This window comes from Microbacterium awajiense, from assembly GCF_039536545.1.
Classification (GTDB): domain Bacteria; phylum Actinomycetota; class Actinomycetes; order Actinomycetales; family Microbacteriaceae; genus Microbacterium; species Microbacterium awajiense.
The window spans coordinates 109,824-130,570 of sequence record NZ_BAAAYU010000001.1; the positions used below are offsets into that span (position 1 = coordinate 109,824).

A 20,747-nucleotide genomic window follows, 5' to 3' on the forward strand; every position below is an offset into this window, starting at 1 on the left:
CAGCAAGGAGAACGCCGAGCGGGTCGCGCGACACCTGGCCATGGCGGCCCGCCTCGTCGACGACGACCCCGGGCTCGCCCACGAGCATGCTCTGGCGGCATCCCGTCACGCCGGCCGCATCGCGGTCGTGCGTGAGACGGCGGCGATCACCGCCTATGCGACCGGCGATTTCGCGCTCGCTCTGCGTGAGCTGCGCACCTACCGGCGGATCTCGGGCAAGGACGATCAGATCGCGCTGATGGTCGACAGCGAACGCGGCGTCGGACGGCCCGACCGCGCGCTCGAAGTCGGTCGCAGCGTCGATCGCAGCAGCCTGCCCACCGGCGCACGCGTCGAGCTGGCCATCGCGATGTCGGGTGCACGTCTCGACCTGGGCGAGACCGAGCGCGCGCTCCTCGAGCTCGACATTCCCGAGCTCGATCCGCAGCGGGCGTTCGAGTGGAGTCCGGCATTGTTCGCCGCCCGCGCGACGGTGCTCGCCGAGCTGGGCCGCGAGGACGAGGCCGCGCAATGGCAGCGCCGCGCCGATGAGGCGGCCGACGCCCTCGACGAGGCCGCCGGGCTCGCCGAGTCCGAGATGATCGAGGTCGACGAGATCGACGTCGATGATGACGACGACGAGCTCGAGGTCGCGGACGGCGACGAGGTCGCGGACGGCGACGAGGACGCAGCCGTAGACGCAGACGCAGATGTCGCCGAGCACGTCGAGCCGGGTGCCCCCTCGGGTGAGGAGCCGACCGACTGATGGCGCTGTTCTCTCGTCGAGCGGATCCGACCCCGCTCGATGGCGTCGACGTCGTGCTGGCCGACCTCGACGGGGTCGTCTACGCCGGCGCCGGACCGCTTCCGCACGCCGTCGACAGCCTCACCCGCGCCGGTGAGGGCCGCCGACTCGGCTATATCACCAACAACGCCTCGCGAACCGACTCCGCGGTCGCGGCGCATCTCACCGAGCTCGGACTTCCGACCGCTCCCGATGAGGTCGTGACCAGTCCGCAGGCGGCGATGCGCCTGCTCGCGGATCGCATCCCGGCCGGTGCGCGAGTACTCGTCGTCGGCGGCGAAGGACTGGTCGTCGAAGTCGAGAAGGCGGGCTTCCGCGTCACGCGCTCGGCAGACGACGACCCGGCGGCGGTCGTGCAGGGTTTCGCGCCCGAGGTGGGCTGGTCGCAGCTGGCCGAGGCGGCGTTCGCGCTCAAGGTGCCCGAGGAGCAGGGGGGAATCCCCTGGATCGCGACGAACACCGACTGGACGATCCCGCAGGCGCGCGGGGTCGCGCCGGGCAACGGCACGCTCGTCTCGGCCGTGCACACCGCGATCGGGCGTCTGGCCACGGTCGCAGGCAAGCCCGAGGTGCCGATCTTCGACGAGGCCGTGTCGCGGTTCGGCGCACGGCACCCGCTGTTCCTCGGCGATCGGCTCGACACCGACATCCTCGGGGCCAACCGAGCCGGCATGCCGTCGGCGCTCGTGCTGACGGGCATCGACCGGCCCAAGCACGTCCTCGCCGCGCCTGCCGGCTCGCAACCGCGGTACGTTCTCGGCGACCTGCGCGAGTTGCACGAGCCCTATCCGGCCACACGCGAGCGCGACGGCGTGTACACCGTCGGCGGGGCGAGCGTGCGCATCGACGGCCCCGATGTCAGGATCCTCGCCGAAGGAGAGCGCCCCATCGACCTGCTGCGAGCGGGTGCTGCCGCGATCTGGGCGACCGGCCGCGCGATCTTCGGGTTCCGCGTGCCCGAGCGCCTGTACGCGGATCCGTTCCACCGGCCCTGACGCCCCGGGATCCGCCCGGCTCGGCCGTATGCTGACGGGATGGATGAGAGCGACGAGCGCCGCGCCGACCTCGTGTCGCGCCTCGAAGTGATCGAGGCGCAGGCGCTCGCCACGCGCGCGCAGTCCTACGAGGCGCTTCACGACGAGCTCAGGCGGCGGCTCGAGACGGCGCCCGGTTCGACCGACCGATGACGGCACGGCTCGATGCGGCCGTCGCCGCGCGGGGTCTCGCGCGTTCGCGCACCCAGGCGGCGGCGCTCATCGCCGCCGGCGAGGTGACCGTCGATGGGCGCGCCGTGGTGAAGCCATCGACCCCGGTGGCCGACGAGGCGGTGATCGAGATCGCGGGAGCCGACCACTACGTCAGCCGCGCCGCGCACAAGCTCATCGCGGCCCTCGATGCATTCGACGTCGACGTCGCGGGGCGCGTCGCTCTCGACATGGGTGCGTCGACAGGCGGCTTCACGCAGGTGCTGCGCGAGCGCGGCGCCGAACCGGTCATCGCCGTCGACGTCGGCCACGGCCAATTGACGGCATCTGTCGCCGACGACCCCGGAGTGATCGCCGTCGAGGGATTCAACGTCCGGTACATGACGCGGGCGTCGCTCGCCGAGGCGGCGGGCACGGCGGCCGCACCTGCGGTGATCACGGGCGACCTCTCGTTCATCTCGCTCACCCATGTCCTGCCGGCCGCGACGGCGGTCGCCGCGCCCGGCGCGGACCTCGTCCTGCTCGTCAAGCCGCAGTTCGAGGTCGGACGCACGGCGGTCAAGGGCGGACTCGTCACGGACGGCGCGCTGCGGGCCGACGCGGTCGAGCGCGTGCTGTGGGCGGCATGGGATGCGGGCCTGGGCACCCTCGGGGTGATCGCGTCGCCGCTGGTCGGCACTCACGGCAACCGCGAGTACGTCGCCCATCTCGCGGCCGGTCGGGGTGACGATCCGTCGGCCGTCGCCGCCGAGGTCGCCGACCTCACCCGGTGAGGAGGCGCTGAGACCGCATCCGCCCGCCGCGACAGCGGCGGTCACCCGCGGTCTCGGTGATCCGATGCAGTCTCGCTGTGGAGGGGGATGGTCGGATGCGCCCGGTGCGCGGGCGTCGGGCAGAATGGGGGAGCACCGCGATCCGGGGGAGCCCATGACCGATGACGTCCGCAGCATCCTGGTGGTTGCGCACGCCCACCGCGACGAGACGGTCCGTGCCGCAGCCCGGGTGATCTCCGCCCTGCGGGATGCCGGCGCCCAGCCGGTGCTCGCCAGTGACGACCGTGACGATCTGCGCGCCGCACTGCCCGAGTTCGGCGACCTCGCCGTGCTCGGCGTCGACGTGCCGGTCGGCGACATCGAGCTGGCGATCGTGCTCGGCGGCGACGGCACGATCCTGCGTGCGGCCGAACTCGTGCGCGACGGCCTCGCACCGGTGCTCGGCATCAACATGGGGCATGTCGGGTTCCTCGCCGAGATCGAACGCGACGACATGGACGATGCGGTGCGTCGCGCGATCGCCCGCGACTACGAGGTCGAGGAGCGCCTCGCCCTGCAGGTCCAGGTCGAGGACACCGGCGACCGGGTCATCTACGAGACGTGGGCGCTCAACGAAGCGACCGTCGAGAAGGCGAGCCGCGAGCGGATGCTCGAGGTGGTCATCGAGGTCGACGGCCGCCCGCTGTCGAGCTTCGGGTGCGACGGCGTCGTGATCTCGACACCGACCGGCTCGACGGCCTACAACTTCTCGGCCGGCGGGCCGGTCATCTGGCCCACCGTCGAGGCGATCGCCGTGGTCCCGCTGTCGGCGCATGCGCTGTTCGCCGAGCCGCTGGTGGTCGGTCCCGAGCATGTCGTCGCGATCGAGGTGCTCGAACGCACGAACGGCGTCGGGATCCTGTGGTGCGACGGCCGCCGCTCGCACGATCTCCCCCCCGGCGCCCGCGTGGTCGTGCGGCGCTCACCTCGCCCGGTTCGGCTCGCCCGCCTTCACCCGGCGGCGTTCACCGATCGGCTGGTGCGCAAGTTCCGTCTGCCGGTCGACGGCTGGCGCGGCCCCGCTGTGCCCGTCACCGGATATGACACCGCGGTGGCCGACGCGTGATCGAAGAGATCCGCCTGCGCGACCTCGGGGTGATCGCTGAGGCGACCCTGCCGATCGGCCGGGGGTTCACCGCGATCACCGGCGAGACCGGGGCCGGAAAGACGATGGTCGTCACCGGTCTCGGCCTGCTCCTCGGACAGCGCGCCGACTCGGGGGCCGTGCGGGCCGGTGCGTCCCAGGCGGTGGTGGACGGCACCTGGCTGGTTGCGGACGACGGCGCCGTGGCCGAACGCGTCCGTGAGGCCGGCGGCGATCTCGAGCCGCTCGGCGACGGTCGCGCCGAGCTCTTCCTCGGCCGCACCGTGAGCAGCGAGGGACGCGGCCGCGCCACCGTGGGTGGGCGCGTCGCACCCGCCGGCGTGCTGGCAGACCTCGCCGACCAGCTCGTCGTCGTGCACGGGCAGTCCGAGCAGCTGCGGCTGCGGTCGGCCGTCGCGCAGCGCGACGCGCTCGACCGCTTCGGCGGAGACGAGACGGCTGCGGCGCTGACCGGCTACCGCGATGCGTACGAGGCGTTCCGGGCGCTCGATGCGCAGGTGTCCGAGTTGATCCAGCAGCGCGACGCCCGCGCGGCCGAGGCCGAGCGACTGCGCGTCGAGCTCGCCGAGCTGGAGCAGGCCGACCCGCAACCGGGCGAGGACGCCGAACTGGCGGTTCGCGCCGAACGGCTCGCGAACGTGGAGGAGCTTCGCATGGCGGCCGCGACCGCGCACACGGCGCTGGCCGGCGACGGCGAAGTGCCCGACGCCGCGTCGCTGCTCGGAGAGGCGCGCCGCGCGCTCGAGAGGGCCGGCGATCCCGCGCTCGACGGTCTGGGGGAGCAGGTCGCCGAGCTCGGATACCGTGCGGCCGACCTCGCGGCGTCCCTCGCCGCCTTCGTCGCCGACCTCGACGAGTCGGGCCCGCACGAGCTCGCCGCCGTCGAGGAACGGCGTGCGGTGCTCGGTGCCCTGGTCCGGGCGCACGGCTCGCTCGACGCGGCGATCGCGCTGCGCGAGAGCGGCGGAGCGCGCCTTGCCGAACTCGACGACGACGGCGAGCGCATCGGCCGGCTCACCGAGCAGCGGGATGCCGCGGCATCCGCGCTCGACGACGCCGCCGCGGCTCTCACCAGAGTGCGCACGACGGCGGCCGAGCGGCTCGGCGCGCAGGTGACCGAAGAGCTGCACGCCCTCGCGATGGCCGATGCGCACGTGAGCGTGGCCGTGACGCCCGGCACCGAATCGGCCCACGGCCGCGACGACGTCGCGATCCTGCTCGCGCCGCACCCCGGTGCGACGCCCCGCCCGGTCGCCCGCGGCGCATCCGGGGGCGAACTCAGCCGCGTGATGCTCGCGATCGAGGTCGTGATCGCCGCCACCGATCCTGTTCCCACCTTCGTGTTCGACGAGATCGACGCCGGCATCGGCGGTGCCGCGGCGATCGAGGTGGGTCGCCGGCTGCAGCGGTTGGCGCGCACCTCGCAGGTGATCGTGGTCACCCACCTCGCGCAGGTCGCGGCGTTCGCCGGCAACCACCTCAGCGTCGTGAAGGCGACCGACGGGTCGGTCACGGCATCGGATGTGCGGGTCCTCGAGGGCGCGCAGCGCGAAGCCGAGATGGCCCGGCTGCTGTCGGGGATGTCCGAATCGGACGCTGCGCTCGTCCACGCCCGCGAGCTGCTGGCACTGCGCGACGACCGAACGTGAGGGCCGGACACGCGGGCGCGCCCCGCGCGGCATCCGCCCGAACTCGACTGATAGGATGGAAGCCCGTGACGGACACTCCAGACGCGGCATTCGAATCAGACGGCACCACCCGGCATATCTTCGTGACCGGAGGTGTCGTTTCCTCGTTGGGGAAGGGACTCACCGCCGCGAGTCTGGGCAACCTCCTCACCGCCCGCGGGCTGCGCGTGGTCATGCAAAAGCTCGACCCGTATCTGAACGTGGATCCGGGCACGATGAACCCGTTCCAGCACGGCGAGGTCTTCGTCACCGACGACGGTGCCGAGACCGACCTCGACATCGGCCACTACGAGCGCTTCCTCGACATCGACCTCAGCCAGGCCGCCAACGTCACCACCGGGCAGATCTACTCGGAGGTGATCGCGCGCGAGCGGCGCGGCGAGTACCTCGGTGACACCGTGCAGGTCATTCCGCACATCACCGACGAGATCAAGCGGCGCATGCGTCTGCAGGCGGATGAGTCGCCCAGGCCCGACGTCATCATCACCGAGATCGGCGGCACGGTCGGCGACATCGAGTCGCAGCCGTTCATCGAGTCGGCCCGCCAGATCCGCCACGAACTCGGGCGGCGCAACGTCTTCTTCGTGCACGTGTCGCTGGTGCCGTTCATGGGTGCGTCGGGCGAGCAGAAGACCAAGCCGACCCAGCATTCGGTCGCGGCCCTGCGCTCGATCGGAATCCAGCCGGACGCGCTCGTGCTGCGCAGCGACCGTCCCGTCACCGAGTCCAACAAGCGGAAGATCGCGCTCATGTGCGACGTCGACGAGGATGCCGTCGTCAACGCGGTCGACGTGCCGAGCATCTACGACATCCCGACGATGCTCCACGAGCAGGGTCTCGACGAGTACATCGTGCGCAGTCTCGATCTCGACAAGGCGGCCGACGTCGACTGGTCGCGCTGGCAGAAGGTGCTTCAGGCGGTGCACAACCCCAAGCACGACGTGACGATCGGCCTGGTCGGCAAGTACATCGACCTGCCCGACGCGTACCTGTCGGTGACCGAGGCTCTGCGCGCGGGCGGGTTCGCCCATGAGACGACGGTCGACATCCAGTGGATCCCGTCGGACGCCTGCGAGACGCCCGAGGGCGCGGCCAAGGCGCTCGGCTCGATCGACGGCATCGTGGTGCCGGGCGGGTTCGGCATCCGCGGCATCGAAGGCAAGCTCGGCGCGCTGAAGTTCGCGCGCGAGCAGGGCATTCCGACTCTGGGCATCTGCCTGGGGCTGCAGTGCATGGTCATCGAGTACGCACGCAACGAGGCCGGGCTCGACGGTGCGTCGTCGAGCGAGTTCGATCCCGACACCGAGTTCCCCGTCGTCGCGACGATGGCAGAGCAGGTCGACATCATCGACCGCGGCGACCTGGGCGGCACCATGCGGCTGGGCCTGTACACCGCCGAGCTCGCGGACGGGTCGCTCGCGGCCGACGTGTACGACGCGGCGAGCGCCGAGGAGCGCCACCGCCACCGCTACGAGGTCAACAACGCCTACCGCGACCGCCTGGCATCGGCGGGCCTGGTCTTCTCGGGCCTGAACCCCGAGCTCGATCTGGTCGAGTTCGTCGAGCTCCCGCGCGACGTGCACCCCTACTACATCGCGACGCAGGCGCACCCCGAGCTGCGCTCACGGCCGACCGACCCGCATCCGCTGTTCCGCGGACTGGTGGGCGCCGCGCTCGAGCGTCACCGCGCGAGCGAGCTGTTCGACGTCGACAATGGCTGACCCGCACGGCGCCGACGCCGAGGCGCTGCACGACGAGCCCGTCGACGGCGACATCGTGGCGAGCGACACGGTCTTCGCCGGCCGGGTGTGGGATGTGCGCAGCGACACCGTGCGCTACGGCGGTGACGAGATCGTGCGCCAGTACGTGGCGCATCCGGGGGCGGCCGCGATCGTCGCGCTCGACGAGCACGATCGCGTGCTGCTCATCCAGCAGTACCGGCATCCGATCCGCCATCGCGACTGGGAGGTGCCGGCGGGTCTGCTCGACGTCGCGGGGGAGAGCCCGCTCGAGACCGCGCGGCGCGAACTGGCCGAAGAGGCCGACATGGCGGCCGAGTCGTGGCACGAGCTGGTGAGCGTGTTCACGACGCCGGGGGGCAACGACGAGGTGGTGCACCTGTTCCTCGCCCGCGGTCTCTCGCACCTCGGCCACGCCCACGACCGCGAGGCCGAAGAGGCCGACATCCGTGTCGAATGGGTGCCGCTGGCCGACGCCGTCGAGGGCGTGCTGGCCGGGCGCCTGCGCAACGGCATCCTCGCGATCGGCGTGCTGGCCGCTGCGGAGCGTCTGCGGCGTGCCGAGGCCGGATCGGCAGCGGCGGGGGCGCCGGAGGCCTGATGCGCCTGGACCGTGCGCTCGAGGTGTACCTGCGGCACATCACGATCGAGCGCGGCCTGAGCGACCACACCGTGGCCGCGTATCATCGCGACCTCGGAGGCTACATCCAGTGGCTGGCAGCGCGTGGCGTCGACGACTCTGCGGGGGTCACGCCGTCGCTCGTGGCCGAGTTCGCGGCCGAGCGCGCGTCGGCCCAGCCGCCTCCGGCGGCGACGTCTCTCGCGCGCCTGCAGTCGTCGGTGCGCGGACTGCACCGCTTCCTGGTGCGCGAGGGCATCGAGTCCGACGATCCGGCCGCGCGCCTGCGTCCGCCGAAGCTGCCGCAGCGGTTGCCCAAGGCGCTCACCATCGATCAGGTCGAACGCCTGCTGGATGCCGCAGGTCCGCCGCCCGACGAGGCGACGGCGGGCGAGCTCGCCGGCATCCGCGATCGCGCGCTGCTCGAGGTGCTGTACGCGACCGGTGCGCGCGTGTCCGAGGTCGTGCAGCTCGACGTCGACGACGTGTCGCACGGCGACGTGCTGCGGGTGCGGGGCAAGGGCTCCAAGGAGCGGATCGTGCCCATCGGGTCGTACGCGCGGGCGGCGCTGGACGCGTATCTCACCCGTGTGCGGCCCGAGCTGTCGACGCGCGGCCGCTCGACGCCGCGCCTGTTCCTCGGCGTGCGCGGCGCGCCGTTGTCGCGGCAGAGTGCGTGGCTCATCATCCGCGCCGCGGCCGAGCGGGCTCAGCTGACGGCGCACGTATCGCCGCACACGCTGCGGCACTCGTTCGCGACGCACCTGCTGCAGGGCGGCGCCGACGTGCGTGTCGTGCAGGAGCTGCTCGGCCACGCCTCTGTCGCGACGACGCAGATCTACACGCACGTCACCGTCGACGCGCTGCGCGACGTCTATCTCACCTCTCACCCCCGCGCCCGCTGACCGGCAGCGGCGCGAGGTCGGGCGCGACGAACGCGCGGCGTGCGGCATCCGAGTTGAGCACCTCGGTGCTGTAGTGCGCGTCGAGGGCGGCACGATCGAGCAGTTCGGGATGCTGGGCGAGGAACTCGTGCGAGTCGCCGCCCGGTGTCGCGGCCGGATCGCTCGCGGCGTCGACGAGGGCCAGCCACGCGGCGGTGCGGGTGGCGTGGAACTTGTCGGAGAGGCCGCGCGACTCCGCCATGGAGCGGATGCCGGACGTCATCGCGTCCAGCGCCGCGGCGGAATCGGCGGACCTGGTGCACAGCAGCCATGCCACCCGCACATGGTCGTCGTGGCTGAACGACCTCAGCGTGCCGGCGGTGAAACCGGCGAGCAGTGCATCATCGTCGAGGGTGCGCGGACGCGGCACGGGGACCTCCTCGGGTCGGGGTGTCGTCGACCACCGTACCGACACGCGCTGTCGCGGCGATGCGCACCCGTCGTCAGGCGGCCCCGTGACTAGAATCGGTGGACGGCGTTGCAGGGCGCACAAACGCGGCGCCGTCACCGGATGCCGGTGAGAAGGACGAGGAGAGCAGTGGCGGCCAGCGCGAAGCGAGCGGCGAAGACGCCGGAGGGCGAGGTGCCGATCGGCCCGACCGGTCGTCCGTACCAGGGTTTCGCCACCCCGCCCGCTCTCGACGGCCACGGGCCTGCCCGCATCATCTCGCTGTGCAACCAGAAGGGCGGCGTCGGCAAGACGACGACCACCATCAACCTCGCCGCCGCCCTCGCCGGCTACGACCGCAAGGTGCTCGCCGTCGACTTCGACCCGCAGGGGGCGCTCTCGGCAGGGCTCGGCATCCAGACCCACGACACCCCGACGGTGTACGACCTGCTGCTGGACGGCAAGCGCGACCCGTACGACGTCATCGTTCACTCGCGCGTCGAGAACCTCGACGTGATCCCGGCCAACATCGACCTCTCGGCGGCCGAGGTGCATCTGGTCAACGAGGTGGCCCGCGAGCAGATCCTGTCGCGCGTGCTGCGCAGGGTGGCCGCCGACTACGACGTCATCCTCATCGACTGCCAGCCGTCGCTGGGACTGCTGACCGTCAACGCGCTGACGGCGAGCCACGGCGTCATCATCCCGCTCGAGTGCGAGTTCTTCGCGCTGCGCGGCGTCGCCCTGCTGATCGAGACGATCGACAAGGTGCGCGACCGCCTCAACCCGACCATCACGCTCGACGGGGTGCTCGCGACGATGTACGACCCGCGTACGCTGCACTCCCGCGAGGTGCTCGAGCGCGTCGTCGATGCGTTCGGCGACGACGTTCTCGAGACCGTCATCGGTCGCACCGTGAAGTTCCCCGACGCGTCGGTGTCGGGCATGCCGATCACCGAATACGCGCCGGAGCACGCGGCCGCCCAGGCCTACCTGCGGCTGGCGCGGGAGCTCGTTGCGCGTGGCGCCGTCGCCTGACACCGCCGAGGACGCGCCCGATCACCGGGGCGGGTCGCTCGAGAACGCCCCTGCGCCGCTCCCCATCGATGCGGAGCGGTCGCGTGACGCGGGAGCAGACGAGAAGGCGGAGACCGCCGGTGAAGGCTTCCAGGTCTCGCTCGGTGTCTTCGACGGCCCGTTCGACCTGCTGCTGACCCTCATCTCCAAGCACGAGCTCGACATCACCGAGGTCGCGCTGTCGAAGGTCACCGACGAGTTCATCTCATACCTGCGCGGGCTCGACTCGGACGAGGAACTCGACGAGGCATCCCAGTTCCTCGTCGTGGCGGCCACCCTGCTCGACATGAAGGTCGCAGGCCTGCTGCCGCAGGGCGAGTTGGTCGACGCGGAGTCGGTCGCGCTGCTCGAGGCGCGCGATCTGCTGTTCGCGCGCCTGCTGCAGTATCGCGCGTTCAAAGAGGTGTCGGGCTGGTTCGCCGAACGCCTGCAGGCCGAAGATCGACGGCACGTCCGCTCGGTGCCGCTGGACGCCCACTACCGCAATGCCGTTCCAGAACTGAAGTGGACGCTCAGCCTCGACGACTTCGCCGCACTGGCGCTTCTCGCCCTCACGCCGCGTGAGATCCCGCACGTCGGACTCGATCACCTCCACGCGCCGCTGGTGAGCATCCGAGAGCAGGCGGCGGTCGTCGTCACGCTGCTGCGGGATGCCGGCACCCTGACCTTCCGCGAGCTCATCGCGGGCGTGGCCCAGTCGGGGGTCGTGGTCGCGCGCTTCCTGTCGGTGCTGGAGCTGTACCGTCACGGCGCGCTCGGCTTCGAACAGCTGGAGCCGCTCGGCGAGCTGACCCTGCGGTGGAGCGCCGATCGGTGGTCCGATGAGAATCTCGCCACACTGGGAGCCGACTATGACCGATGACGCTGTGACCGACGCATCCGCGACCGAGGGCGCCGACCCGGACGACGCCGTGTCGGCGGAGCCGGTCGACGTCGCCCGCCGGCTCGAGGCGATCCTGCTGGTGGTCGACGAACCGCAGAGCCTGGTGAGTCTCGCCGCGGCGGTCGGCTCGCCCGTGCCGGCGGTGCGCCAGGCCGTCGAGGCGCTCGTCGCCGACTACGACGGCGAGGCGGGCGGCCCGCGCCGCGGATTCGAGCTGCGCGAGGTCGGCGGGGGCTGGCGGCTGTACGTGCGGGCCGAGCACGACGATCTCGTCTCGGAGTTCGTCAATGCGCAGGCCCCGAGCCGGCTTTCGCAGGCCGCCCTCGAGACCCTCGCCGTCATCGCCTACAAGCAGCCGGTGACGCGGGGCCAGGTGGCGTCGATCCGCGCGGTCAACGTCGATTCGGTGGTGCGGACGCTGCTGGCCCGCGGGCTGATCACCGAGGTGTTCACGGATGCCGAGACCGGCGCCATCCACTACGGGACCACCGAGGCGCTGCTGGTGAACCTCGGCATCAACTCGCTCGACGAGCTGCCGCACATCTCACCGCTGCTCGACGACGGCGCCGACGGCTTCGACGACGAGGGGCGACGATGACCGATTCCGAGGGCCAACGGCTGCAGAAGGTGCTCGCCGCCGCGGGGGTGGCATCCCGACGCGTGTCGGAGCAGCTGATCGTCGCGGGTCGCGTGCGTGTGAACGGACGGGTCGTGACCGAGCTGGGCAGCCGGATCGATCCCGGGCACGACCTCGTCGACGTCGACGGCACGGCGGTGCAGCTCGATCCGACCCTGCGCTATGTGATGCTCAACAAGCCACGCGGGGTCGTCAGCTCGATGCGCGACGAGCACGGCCGACCCGATCTGCGCGCCTTCACCCGCGAATGGACCGAGCGGCTCTACAACGTCGGCCGACTGGACGCCGAGACGAGCGGGCTGCTCGTGCTCACCAACGACGGTGGCCTGGCGCACGTGCTCGCGCATCCGTCGTTCGGGGTCACCAAGGTCTACATCGCGAAGGTCGAAGGCCGGGTCACACCGCAGACGATCGCGACGCTCACGCGCGGCATCGACCTCGACGACGGCCCGATCGCGGCCGACAAGGCGCGGCTGCTGGATACCTCGACGCGGGGGAGGGATGCCACCAGCCTGGTCGAGCTGACGCTGCACTCGGGGCGCAACCGGATCGTGCGGCGCATGATGGCGGCGACGGGGCATCCGGTCGTCGACCTCGTGCGCCGGCAGTTCGGACCCCTCCACCTGGGCACGCTCCCAGCGGGCGAGGCGCGTGAGTTGACTACAGTAGAGCGCGGCGCGCTTCTCACCCTCGCGCGCGATGCGGCCGACACGCCCGACGAGGCGTCGCCGCCCACCCCTCAGGAGAACGAGTGAGCCAGTCCACGGGAGTATCCGCGCGCGCCGCGGCGCCCCGTCGCGCACGTGTGCAGGGCACCGTCCGCATCGTGGGCGCCGGTCTTCTCGGTGCGAGCATCGGGCATGCGCTCAGCGCACTCGGGATCGACGTCGCCCTCGACGACACGTCGCCGTCGCAGCTGCGCCTCGCCGTCGACTACGGCGCCGGTCGTCGCGCGGCCGACACCGACGAGCCCGCCCTGATCGTGGTCGCCGTGCCCCCCGACGTCACCGCCGACGTCATCGAGCGTGAGCTGGCGCGGCATCCGTCCGCCGTCGTCACCGACGTCGCCAGCGTCAAGCTCGAACCGCTGCGCGCACTGCGCGCACGGGGGGCCGACCTCACCCGCTACATCGGATCGCACCCGCTCGCCGGGCGTGAGCGGGGCGGGGCGATCGCCGCGCGCGCCGACATCTTCGTCGGTCGCCCGTGGGTGGTGTGCCGCGACGAAGAGACTTCGCCCGCCGACCTCGCCCTGGTCGAGGCGCTTGCGCTCGACCTGGGGGCGACGCCCGTCGAGATGAGCCCCGAAGACCACGACCGCGCCGTCGCGCTGGTCTCGCACGTGCCGCAGCTGATCGCCAGCCTGCTCGCCGGTCGGTTCCTCGGCGCTCCGGACGCCTCGCTGGGCCTGGCCGGCCAGGGCGTGCGCGATACGACGCGCATCGCGGCGTCGGCGCCCGAGCTGTGGGTGCAGATCCTCGGCGCGAACGCCGAGCCGGTCGTCGACGTGCTCGACGCGCTCGCCGCCGACCTCGGCGCCGTCGCCGATGCGCTGCGCGAGCCGGATGCCTCGGGCTCGCGCCGCACGGTGGCCGACACGATCCGTCGCGGAAACGAGGGCGTCGAGCGCCTGCCCGGAAAGCACGGCCAGAACCGCCGATTCGAGACCGTCGTCGTGATGGTCGACGACACCCCCGGTCAGCTCGGCCGCCTGTTCGGCGAACTCGGCGAACTCGACGTCAACGTCGAGGACCTGCGCCTCGAGCACTCGCCGGGAGCCCAGTTCGGCCTGGCCGAGATCAGCGTCGTGCCGTCGGCGGTGACCCGCGCGGTCGAGGGACTCGAAGAGCGCGGCTGGAAGATTGCGAGCACCACCAATGACTGAGTCCGTCTTCGTCGTCGCGGTCGACGGCCCCGCCGGCAGCGGCAAGTCGAGCGTCTCGAGGCTGGCCGCCCGCCGTCTCGGCTACGGCTACCTCGACACGGGTGCCGCCTACCGCGCCCTGGCCTGGCACGTTCTCGAACACGAGGGCGACACCTCGGACTCCACCGGCGTGCTGGATTTCGTCGGCGACTTCGACTACGCGATCTCGCTCGACCCCGACGACTACTGGGTGCGGGTCGGCGGGACCGATGTCACCGATGCGATCCGCGAGCCGCGGGTGTCGGAGGCCGTCAGCGGGGTCGCCCGCATCGCCCCGATCCGCGAGTCGGTGAACGCCCTCTTCCGCGCCCTGGTGGCCGAGTCCGATCGCCCCGGGATCGTCGTCGAGGGCCGTGACATCACGACCGTGGTCTTCCCCCAGGCGCCGGTGCGAATCCTCTTGACGGCGTCGCCCGACGTCCGGGCCGAGCGTCGCAGCGCTGAGCTCGCCGCGCAGGATCCCTCGTCGGTCGCCGACGCACTCAGCCGCCGTGACGCCTCCGACTCGACCGTGGTCGATTTCCTGACCCCGGCGCCGGGCGTGACCCTCGTCGACTCGACAGACCTCGACCTCGATCAGACCGTGCAGGCCGTGCTCGACGTGATCGGCGAGGTTCAGGCATCCGGAGCCTCCGGCGCGTCCGGCACTTCCGCGACGGAAAGGACCGGCCATGGCCGCTGACGACCGCGACGACGACTACGAGGGCGCGCCCGATCGCCTCGCCGAGACGATGGCGGCCCTCGACGAGGGGCTCGCCGAGCAGCGTGCCGAGGCGCTGCGGTCGAGCCTGGCCGACTACGACCTCGACGACGAAGACGCCGCGCTGCTGGCGGGCATCACCGCTGCCGGCGAGGGCGTCGAAGTGCTGCCCGCGCTGCCGGTCGTCGCGATCGTCGGACGCCCGAACGTGGGCAAGTCGGCGTTGGTGAACCGCATCCTCGGCCGCCGCGAAGCGGTCGTCGAAGACACCCCGGGCGTCACGCGAGACCGCGTGACGTACAAGTCCGAGTGGGGCGGTCGCCGCTTCTCGCTGGTCGACACCGGCGGGTGGGAGCCGGATGCCCGCGGCATCGACCGTTCGGTCGCCGCGCAGGCCGAGGTCGCGATCGACCTGTCGGACGTGGTGGTGTTCGTCGTCGACGCGATGGTCGGCGCCACCTCGACCGATGAGCACGTCGTGCGCCTGCTGCGCAAGAGCGGCAAGCCGGTGTTCCTCGTCGCCAACAAGGTCGACGACGCACGCCACGAGCCCGAGGCCGCCGCGCTGTGGAACCTGGGGCTCGGCGAGCCGCATCCGGTGTCGGCGATCCACGGCCGCGGAGTCGCCGACCTGCTCGACGAGGTCATGAAGGTGCTGCCCGAGGTGTCGGCGGTCGCCAAGAGCGAACTCGGCGGGCCACGCCGCGTCGCGATCCTGGGTCGCCCCAACGTCGGCAAGTCGTCGCTGCTGAACAAGGCCGCCGGCGAGGAGCGCGTCGTCGTCAACGAACTCGCCGGCACCACGCGAGACCCGGTCGACGAGATCGTCGAGCTCGGGGGCAAGCTGTGGCGCCTGGTCGACACCGCCGGCATCCGTCGTCGCGTGCACCTGCAGCAGGGCGCCGACTTCTACGCGTCGTTGCGCACATCGGCCGCGCTCGAGAAGGCCGAGGTCGCCGTCGTCGTCCTCGACGTGTCCGAGCCGCTCAGCGAGCAGGACGTGCGGATCATCGACCTCGTGCTCGAGTCGGGCCGTGCGCTCGTGCTCGCGTTCAACAAGTGGGACCGCCTGTTCGACGACGACATGGAGAACATCGACCGGCGCCGCTACCTCGAGCGCGAGATCGAGCAGGACCTCGCGCACGTCGCGTGGGCCCCGCGCGTCAACATCTCGGCGCGCACCGGGCGCCACCTCGACAAGCTCGTGCCGGCGCTGGAAACCGCCCTGGAATCGTGGGACCAGCGGATCCCGACCGGCAAGTTCAACGCGTTCCTGTCGGAGCTCGTCGCCGAGCACCCGCATCCGCTGCGCGGAGGCAAGCAGCCCCGCATCCTGTTCGGCACCCAGGCATCGACCAGGCCGCCCACCTTCGTGCTGTTCACGACCGGGTTCCTCGACCCCGGTTACCGCCGGTTCATCCAGCGGCGCCTGCGCGAGCTGTTCGGCTTCGAGGGCACGCCGATCGTCATCAACATGCGGGTGCGCGAGCGTCGCCAGCGGTAGCCACGCGTCCCGCAACCACCTGGTTTGGGGCGCGTCTCCGGCACTGGGGCGCGCCGCAACGCGCCCCAATGCCGAAATCGCGCCCCGAACGGGGATGCTGCGCGCGCGAGACGGATGACCCGTGTCGGGTCATCGTCGAGTTCGCAGTCGATCCCGGCAATCTGCCGTGCAGCCGGGCCCCTGCGCGGACTGAATTCCGAACGGCGGGCGTCCGCATCCCGCGGGTGTGTCAGGCTGGAGCGGTGGTGAGGATCGAGCCGCTCGAGCCGGGCGGGCCACGCCCGCTCGCGAACCGCGACCCGGGCGATGCGTGGGTCGTCGCACCCGACGGCACGCGGTACTGGGGTCGATTCGGCGCGGCCGGACTGCTGGCACTCGACGCCGAGGGGCGCGTGCTGCTGCAGCACCGCGTGTCGTGGAGCCACTTCGGCGACACGTGGGCACTGCCCGGCGGGGCCCGGCACGAAGGCGAGTCCGCGTGCGGAGGAGCGTTGCGCGAGGCGCGCGAAGAGGCGGGCGTGCCGGTGGGCGCGATCCGCCCGCGGCTGCTCAGCGTGTTCGACCTCGGCTACTGGACGTACACCACGCTGGTGGGCGATGCCGTGGTTCCGTTCGAGCCGCGCATCACCGATCCCGAAAGCCGTGAACTGGCATGGGTCCCGGCCGACGAGGTCGATGCCCGGCCGTTGCACCCGGGATTCGCGGACAGTTGGCGGATGCTGCGGCGCGAGCTCTCGCGTCGCCCAGCCGTCGTCGTGGACGCCGCGAATGTCGTGGGGTCGGTGCCCGACGGCTGGTGGCGCGACCGCGCCGGCGCTGCCGAGAAGCTGCTGTCGCGACTGGCGGCGATCGACCGCGAAGGTCTGCCCGCAGCGGCGCTCGAACTGCCGGAGCACACGTGGTTCCCGGAGTGGACGGTCGTGCTCGAGGGGCAGGCGCGCGGGGCGGCCGATGTGCCGACGGATGCCGGAGAGGCGGCATCCGCGGTGCGCGTCGTGCGGGCGCCCGGCGAGGGCGACGACACGATCGCGGCGGAGGCGGCTGCGCTCGTGGAGGCCGGTCGCGAGGTGACGGTCGTGACCGGCGACCGCGAACTCGCCGGTCGGGCCGCGGATGCCGGCGCCGCCGTGCGCGGCCCCCGCTGGCTGCTCGACCTGCTGCCCGCCTGACTCCCGGCCCGGTGCGTCCCGGTGCGTCCCGATGCGTCCCGGTGCCGAGCGGACGAGAATGCACGCCCGGGGCTGCGTGTCGCGTGCAATTTGCCGCTCGGTGATCAGCGTGATCAGCGTGAGCAGCGTGAGGGAAGGGAAGGGCGCGACCGGCGCGGTCAGGCCCGGCCGCGGAAGCGATCGATCTCGCGACGCTCGCGCTTGGTGGGCCGCCCGGCCCCGCGATCGCGCTGGGCGATGACGGGCGTCGGGTCTCGCGGGGGAGTGCGGTCTTCTGCTGCTTCGGCCGCGGGCGCCGCCCCGACGCGCTTGGCGATCGGCTTGCGCACCACGAGGATCCGGTCGAATCCGTGGATCCGCACCCGCAGCTCATCGCCGATCCGCACCGGCTGCGCCGCCTTCACGCGATCGCCGTTGACCCGGACGTGACCCGCGCGGCACGCGGTCGTGGCCGCCGAGCGGGTCTTGTAGACGCGGACCGCCCACAGCCAGGCATCCACCCGCACCGCATCGCTCACGGCGTCGCCTCGCGCAGACGCGATTCGCGGCCGAGTCCCAGCCGCTCCGAGACGACGACTCCGGCAGCGAGCAGGCCCTGGCCCGCGGTGTAGGTGAGCATGACGAGCGGGCTCGTCCAGTCGGGCATCGCGTCGGGCAGGAACAGCCGGAACGCCAGGATCGAGTCGGATGCCAGGAACAGGGCCCCGCCCCACACGATCAGGGGATGGCAGCGGGACGCCGCGACGGCCGTGCCCGCGAGCACCAGCCCGTAGAGGGCGACGGGCACGAGGAGTCCGCCCAGATGCGGCCACAGCACCGCGAGCAGCGCGCCGTACCACACGGCGTAGACCAGCGCCCACGGAGGAACCCGCCGCACCGGGATCTCGCGCCAGAACAGCCAGATGTAGGCGACGTGTGCGAGGCCGAAGCACAGCAGCATCATCGGCACCTCGGGCATCCCCACGAAGAACGTGCCTGCGCCGTCGCCGAGCCACGAGAACGCGATCGCGACGTAGAGCAGCGTGAACGCACGGGTGGCGGGCAGGCCGCGGGCCGCCCACATCGCGCAGACCGCGAGCACCGGCATCAGGGCGAGTTTCGTCGGCGCGGCGATCTCATCGAACCCGAGGGCGAGCGCGATCGCGTGCGCCGCCGACACGACGATGTACGGCGAGAAAGCGATCCACAGGCGCGACATGCGGGCTCCTTGCTCGACGACGAGTCGGATGGACGATGGCCACTATCGTCGCACGGGGCTCACGGTAGCGCCGCGGGTCGACCTCGGCGACGGGATGCGAGCCGCGCTGCGTTCGCAGGCGGTTCGGCGAGCGGGTAGGATAGGGGAGTTGTCCGCCGCGAGGCGGATGCTCCGGGATGTGGCGCAGCTTGGTAGCGCACTTGACTGGGGGTCAAGGGGTCGCAGGTTCAAATCCTGTCATCCCGACCGGAACGACGAAGGGCTCGCCGCAGGCGGGCCCTTCGTCGTTCCCTGCGAGGCTCCACGCGTCGCACCGCGGCCCACGCTCACACCAGCGCGGCGGCCACGAGCAGCACTGCCGCGCTCGCGGTGAGCGAGCGCACGGCGTTCGGCCGGCCCCACGCGCGAGACCACCGCGCCCACTCGGCCGCCGTGAAGCGACCCGCGTCCGCTGCTGCGAGCGCGTTGTTGAGCGGCACGTTGACGGCACCGGTGACCACGAATGTCACCAGACCCGCGACGGCGGCACCGAGCGCGAACCACGCGCCGGCGTGCCCGGACGCGAGCATCACGACGAAGGCCGCCGCGGGGGCGAGCACACCGCCGGCGAGCGAGATGATGAACGGCGCCGGCGCGGTCACGTTGATCTGCTGCATGGCCGCCGCCGCGGTGCGCGGATCGAGCCGGTTGAGGCCGGGCATCACGAACGTCCAGAACGCGAGGAACGCGCCGGCGTTGAACGTCGCGAACAGCAGGGATGCCGCGGTGAGGGCGAGTGCGAGCGCGTTCATCGCGGGTCCTCCTCACCTCGCGTCGCGCCGGCTCCTCCCGCGGCCGCCGAGAGCGCGAACGCGGCGAGGCCACCGAGCGAGAACAGCGTCCGCACGGTGTTGGGCGTGGTCCAGCCGCGAACCCACGTCGTCCAGCGGGCCGGGTCGGTGGCATCCGAGTTCCACGTCGCCAGGTCGTTGTTTCGCGGGATGTTCGAGATCGCCGTGACGGCGAGCGCTGCGACGTCCAGCGCGGTGCCGACCGCCGCCCATGCTGCCGCACGACGTCCGCGCCGGACGCCTGTCACGGTGGCCAGCGCGCCGAGTGCGATGCTGCCGAACAGCGAGGCCGCGAACGGCCGAGGCGCGGAGCGGTTGATGGCCTGCATGGCCTCGACTCCGCTCGTGACGTCGACGTCGGCCAGTGCCGGCATGACGAAGGTCGAGAAGGCGCCGAAGGCGCCGCCGTTGATCCCGGCGACGGTCGCCGCCGCCGCGGTCGTTGCTGCATGTGTTGTGATCATGGCTTCAGTCCACTGCGTGACCGCTACTGGCTGAATGGGTGGATCGCCTGAGAGCATGGCCAGATGTCCAGCGACTCGGTGGTGCTCGACGGTCTGGTCTCCGATCCCGAGGTGTTCGTGCTGCGCTGCTGCCTCGACGACCCGGCGGCGCTGGATCTGCACGACGCCGGCGCGGTGACGGTGCTCATCGGCGAGCGGGGGCGGGTGCGGATCGACCGCGGCGGCGCGCATGCCGAGATCGGCCCGGGCGATGTGCTGGTGATGACCGGCACCGCGCCCTATTTGCTCAAGACATCGGATGCCGCGCCCCTGAGCGCGCGCGTCGACACCGAGCATCGCTGCCACACGATCGACGGTCGACCTCTCAAGGACGAGTGGGCGCTCGGGCTGCGCATGTGGGGGCATCGCGCCGACGCCGACACCCGCATCCTGGTCGCCACCGTCGATGACGTGACGCTCGCCGCGAGCCTGGAGGCGGCGGTCGGCTCGGGACCGCACGTGGTTCCGGGTATGGCGCTGGCCTCGCGGTATGTCGACGCGCTCGCGGCGGAGGCCGACGCGATCCAGCCGCTGGAGGACGGCATCATGGCCCGGCTCGCCGAAGTCGTGGCGCTCGAAGCGGCGCGCCGCATTGCCCGACCGACGCCGACCGATCCCGCGGATCTCCGCATCGACGAGGTCGTGGCGACCGTGCGGGAGAACCTCGGCGCGGCGTGGACGGTCGCCCGCATGGCGAAGGAGGCGACGATGTCACGCTCGACCTTCAGCGCGCGGTTCACCGCGAGGTTCGGCGATGCGCCCGCCGCGGCGCTCGCGCGTTGGCGTATGGACGCGGCGGCATCGGTGCTGGCGAGCACCGACGACACCGTGGATGCCGTGGCACGCTCGGTCGGCTACGCCGACGGCTTCGCTTTCTCGGACGCGTTCCAGCGGGTGGTCGGCGTGCGCCCGAGCGCCTTCCGCCGCCGTGCGTGAGGTCGCCTCGGCGCGCAGCAGCGTCACGAGCTGGAACGCGCCGCTCGAGCCGCGCGTCGGGTGGTGTCATCGGCGACGGATGCCGCAACCGCTGCGGGACGCTCG

At 71.9% G+C, this 20,747-nt stretch carries 23 protein-coding genes and 1 tRNA gene; 19 read left to right on the top strand and 5 right to left on the bottom strand.

Annotation, left to right across the window (positions count from 1 at the left end; translation table 11 throughout):
- Nucleotides 1-40 precede the first annotated feature (40 nt).
- The 9 genes from ABD663_RS00545 (at nucleotide 41) to xerD (ending at nucleotide 8,857) form a co-directional block, all read left to right on the top strand.
- Nucleotides 41-745 carry a hypothetical protein gene (locus ABD663_RS00545; protein WP_344735870.1) on the top strand — a complete coding sequence of 235 codons (705 nt, stop codon included), beginning with the start codon at nucleotides 41-43 and terminating at the stop codon, nucleotides 743-745.
- Nucleotides 745-1,779: an HAD-IIA family hydrolase gene (locus tag ABD663_RS00550; protein WP_344735871.1), complete on the top strand. Its 1,035-nt coding sequence runs from the start codon at nucleotides 745-747 to the stop codon at nucleotides 1,777-1,779. Before ABD663_RS00545 ends, ABD663_RS00550 begins: the two co-directional genes overlap by 1 nt.
- 39 nt (nucleotides 1,780-1,818) lie before the next feature.
- Nucleotides 1,819-1,971: a hypothetical protein gene (locus ABD663_RS00555; protein ID WP_344735872.1), complete on the top strand. Its 153-nt coding sequence runs from the start codon at nucleotides 1,819-1,821 to the stop codon at nucleotides 1,969-1,971.
- Nucleotides 1,968-2,762, top strand: coding sequence for a TlyA family RNA methyltransferase (locus ABD663_RS00560; protein ID WP_344735873.1), 795 nt, complete (start codon nucleotides 1,968-1,970; stop codon nucleotides 2,760-2,762). The genes ABD663_RS00555 and ABD663_RS00560 overlap by 4 nt, the downstream gene beginning before the upstream one ends.
- Nucleotides 2,763-2,916: 154 nt before the next feature.
- Nucleotides 2,917-3,867, top strand: coding sequence for an NAD kinase (locus tag ABD663_RS00565; protein WP_344735874.1), 951 nt, complete (start codon nucleotides 2,917-2,919; stop codon nucleotides 3,865-3,867).
- Nucleotides 3,864-5,555 (top strand): DNA repair protein RecN, encoded by a 1,692-nt coding sequence (gene recN / locus ABD663_RS00570; RefSeq protein WP_344735875.1) that lies wholly within the window; start codon nucleotides 3,864-3,866, stop codon nucleotides 5,553-5,555. Before ABD663_RS00565 ends, recN begins: the two co-directional genes overlap by 4 nt.
- A gap of 65 nt (nucleotides 5,556-5,620) precedes the next feature.
- Nucleotides 5,621-7,315, top strand: a complete 1,695-nt coding sequence (gene pyrG / locus ABD663_RS00575) for a CTP synthase (protein ID WP_344735876.1) — start codon at nucleotides 5,621-5,623, stop codon at nucleotides 7,313-7,315.
- Nucleotides 7,308-7,934, top strand: a complete 627-nt coding sequence (locus ABD663_RS00580; RefSeq protein WP_344735877.1) for an NUDIX domain-containing protein — start codon at nucleotides 7,308-7,310, stop codon at nucleotides 7,932-7,934. The genes pyrG and ABD663_RS00580 overlap by 8 nt, the downstream gene beginning before the upstream one ends.
- Nucleotides 7,934-8,857, top strand: coding sequence for a site-specific tyrosine recombinase XerD (gene xerD, locus ABD663_RS00585; protein ID WP_344735878.1), 924 nt, complete (start codon nucleotides 7,934-7,936; stop codon nucleotides 8,855-8,857). The genes ABD663_RS00580 and xerD overlap by 1 nt, the downstream gene beginning before the upstream one ends.
- Here the strand turns inward: xerD and ABD663_RS00590 are convergent.
- Nucleotides 8,832-9,266 carry a hypothetical protein gene (locus ABD663_RS00590; RefSeq protein ID WP_344735879.1) on the bottom strand — a complete coding sequence of 145 codons (435 nt, stop codon included), beginning with the start codon at nucleotides 9,264-9,266 and terminating at the stop codon, nucleotides 8,832-8,834. The two genes, xerD and ABD663_RS00590, sit on opposite strands and share 26 nt — an antisense overlap.
- A gap of 141 nt (nucleotides 9,267-9,407) precedes the next feature.
- Between ABD663_RS00590 and ABD663_RS00595 the strand changes: the two genes are divergently transcribed.
- The 8 genes from ABD663_RS00595 (at nucleotide 9,408) to ABD663_RS00630 (ending at nucleotide 17,175) form a co-directional block, all read left to right on the top strand.
- Nucleotides 9,408-10,319, top strand: coding sequence for a ParA family protein (locus ABD663_RS00595; protein ID WP_425561743.1), 912 nt, complete (start codon nucleotides 9,408-9,410; stop codon nucleotides 10,317-10,319).
- Between the two features lie 64 nt (nucleotides 10,320-10,383).
- Nucleotides 10,384-11,220: a segregation and condensation protein A gene (locus tag ABD663_RS00600; protein WP_344736895.1), complete on the top strand. Its 837-nt coding sequence runs from the start codon at nucleotides 10,384-10,386 to the stop codon at nucleotides 11,218-11,220.
- Nucleotides 11,210-11,839 (top strand): SMC-Scp complex subunit ScpB, encoded by a 630-nt coding sequence (scpB, locus tag ABD663_RS00605; RefSeq protein WP_344735881.1) that lies wholly within the window; start codon nucleotides 11,210-11,212, stop codon nucleotides 11,837-11,839. The genes ABD663_RS00600 and scpB overlap by 11 nt, the downstream gene beginning before the upstream one ends.
- Entirely contained in the window at nucleotides 11,836-12,633 is a 798-nt protein-coding gene (locus ABD663_RS00610; RefSeq protein ID WP_344735882.1) for a pseudouridine synthase, read from the top strand. Before scpB ends, ABD663_RS00610 begins: the two co-directional genes overlap by 4 nt.
- Nucleotides 12,630-13,763 carry a prephenate dehydrogenase gene (locus ABD663_RS00615; RefSeq protein WP_344735883.1) on the top strand — a complete coding sequence of 378 codons (1,134 nt, stop codon included), beginning with the start codon at nucleotides 12,630-12,632 and terminating at the stop codon, nucleotides 13,761-13,763. The genes ABD663_RS00610 and ABD663_RS00615 overlap by 4 nt, the downstream gene beginning before the upstream one ends.
- The gene (gene cmk / locus ABD663_RS00620) at nucleotides 13,756-14,484 is read left to right on the top strand and encodes a (d)CMP kinase (protein ID WP_344735884.1); all 729 of its coding nucleotides are present in this window, start codon (nucleotides 13,756-13,758) and stop codon (nucleotides 14,482-14,484) included. Before ABD663_RS00615 ends, cmk begins: the two co-directional genes overlap by 8 nt.
- A complete protein-coding gene (gene der / locus ABD663_RS00625) occupies nucleotides 14,474-16,006 on the top strand; it encodes a ribosome biogenesis GTPase Der (RefSeq protein ID WP_344735885.1) in 1,533 nt (510 codons plus the stop codon). The genes cmk and der overlap by 11 nt, the downstream gene beginning before the upstream one ends.
- Before the next feature lie 245 nt (nucleotides 16,007-16,251).
- A complete protein-coding gene (locus ABD663_RS00630) occupies nucleotides 16,252-17,175 on the top strand; it encodes an NUDIX domain-containing protein (RefSeq protein ID WP_344736896.1) in 924 nt (307 codons plus the stop codon).
- Between the two features lie 158 nt (nucleotides 17,176-17,333).
- Here the strand turns inward: ABD663_RS00630 and ABD663_RS00635 are convergent, their stop codons facing one another.
- Together ABD663_RS00635 and ABD663_RS00640 are read right to left on the bottom strand one after the other, a co-directional pair.
- Entirely contained in the window at nucleotides 17,334-17,693 is a 360-nt protein-coding gene (locus tag ABD663_RS00635; protein WP_344735887.1) for an RNA-binding S4 domain-containing protein, read from the bottom strand.
- Complete coding sequence (locus tag ABD663_RS00640; RefSeq protein ID WP_344735888.1) at nucleotides 17,690-18,373, bottom strand: lysoplasmalogenase; 684 nt, start codon at nucleotides 18,371-18,373, stop codon at nucleotides 17,690-17,692. Before ABD663_RS00640 ends, ABD663_RS00635 begins: the two co-directional genes overlap by 4 nt.
- Nucleotides 18,374-18,545: 172 nt before the next feature.
- Between ABD663_RS00640 and ABD663_RS00645 the strand changes: the two genes are divergently transcribed.
- Nucleotides 18,546-18,619, top strand: a tRNA-Pro gene (locus tag ABD663_RS00645).
- Nucleotides 18,620-18,699: 80 nt separating this feature from the next.
- Here ABD663_RS00645 and ABD663_RS00650 read toward each other — a convergent pair.
- A complete protein-coding gene (locus ABD663_RS00650) occupies nucleotides 18,700-19,164 on the bottom strand; it encodes an anthrone oxygenase family protein (RefSeq protein ID WP_344735889.1) in 465 nt (154 codons plus the stop codon).
- A complete protein-coding gene (locus ABD663_RS00655) occupies nucleotides 19,161-19,667 on the bottom strand; it encodes an anthrone oxygenase family protein (protein WP_344735890.1) in 507 nt (168 codons plus the stop codon). The genes ABD663_RS00650 and ABD663_RS00655 overlap by 4 nt, the downstream gene beginning before the upstream one ends.
- Before the next feature lie 63 nt (nucleotides 19,668-19,730).
- Between ABD663_RS00655 and ABD663_RS00660 the strand changes: the two genes are divergently transcribed.
- Complete coding sequence (locus ABD663_RS00660; RefSeq protein WP_344735891.1) at nucleotides 19,731-20,642, top strand: helix-turn-helix domain-containing protein; 912 nt, start codon at nucleotides 19,731-19,733, stop codon at nucleotides 20,640-20,642.
- Nucleotides 20,643-20,747: the final 105 nt, after the last annotated feature.

Bases quoted from the DNA above. Each gene is read 5' to 3' on its own strand.
- ABD663_RS00640 (WP_344735888.1), bottom strand. From the start codon at position 18,373: ATGTCGCGCCTGTGGATCGCTTTCTCGCCGTACATCGTCGTGTCGGCG.
- ABD663_RS00595 (WP_425561743.1), top strand. From the start codon at position 9,408: ATGCCGGTGAGAAGGACGAGGAGAGCAGTGGCGGCCAGCGCGAAGCGA.
- ABD663_RS00610 (WP_344735882.1), top strand. From the start codon at position 11,836: ATGACCGATTCCGAGGGCCAACGGCTGCAGAAGGTGCTCGCCGCCGCG.
- cmk (WP_344735884.1), top strand. From the start codon at position 13,756: ATGACTGAGTCCGTCTTCGTCGTCGCGGTCGACGGCCCCGCCGGCAGC.
- xerD (WP_344735878.1), top strand. From the start codon at position 7,934: ATGCGCCTGGACCGTGCGCTCGAGGTGTACCTGCGGCACATCACGATC.
- scpB (WP_344735881.1), top strand. From the start codon at position 11,210: ATGACCGATGACGCTGTGACCGACGCATCCGCGACCGAGGGCGCCGAC.
- ABD663_RS00560 (WP_344735873.1), top strand. From the start codon at position 1,968: ATGACGGCACGGCTCGATGCGGCCGTCGCCGCGCGGGGTCTCGCGCGT.
- ABD663_RS00650 (WP_344735889.1), bottom strand. From the start codon at position 19,164: ATGAACGCGCTCGCACTCGCCCTCACCGCGGCATCCCTGCTGTTCGCG.
- ABD663_RS00660 (WP_344735891.1), top strand. From the start codon at position 19,731: ATGTCCAGCGACTCGGTGGTGCTCGACGGTCTGGTCTCCGATCCCGAG.
- der (WP_344735885.1), top strand. From the start codon at position 14,474: ATGGCCGCTGACGACCGCGACGACGACTACGAGGGCGCGCCCGATCGC.
- ABD663_RS00555 (WP_344735872.1), top strand. From the start codon at position 1,819: ATGGATGAGAGCGACGAGCGCCGCGCCGACCTCGTGTCGCGCCTCGAA.
- ABD663_RS00545 (WP_344735870.1), top strand. From the start codon at position 41: ATGGCGGCCCGCCTCGTCGACGACGACCCCGGGCTCGCCCACGAGCAT.
- ABD663_RS00565 (WP_344735874.1), top strand. From the start codon at position 2,917: ATGACCGATGACGTCCGCAGCATCCTGGTGGTTGCGCACGCCCACCGC.
- ABD663_RS00655 (WP_344735890.1), bottom strand. From the start codon at position 19,667: ATGATCACAACACATGCAGCAACGACCGCGGCGGCGGCGACCGTCGCC.
- ABD663_RS00580 (WP_344735877.1), top strand. From the start codon at position 7,308: ATGGCTGACCCGCACGGCGCCGACGCCGAGGCGCTGCACGACGAGCCC.
- ABD663_RS00550 (WP_344735871.1), top strand. From the start codon at position 745: ATGGCGCTGTTCTCTCGTCGAGCGGATCCGACCCCGCTCGATGGCGTC.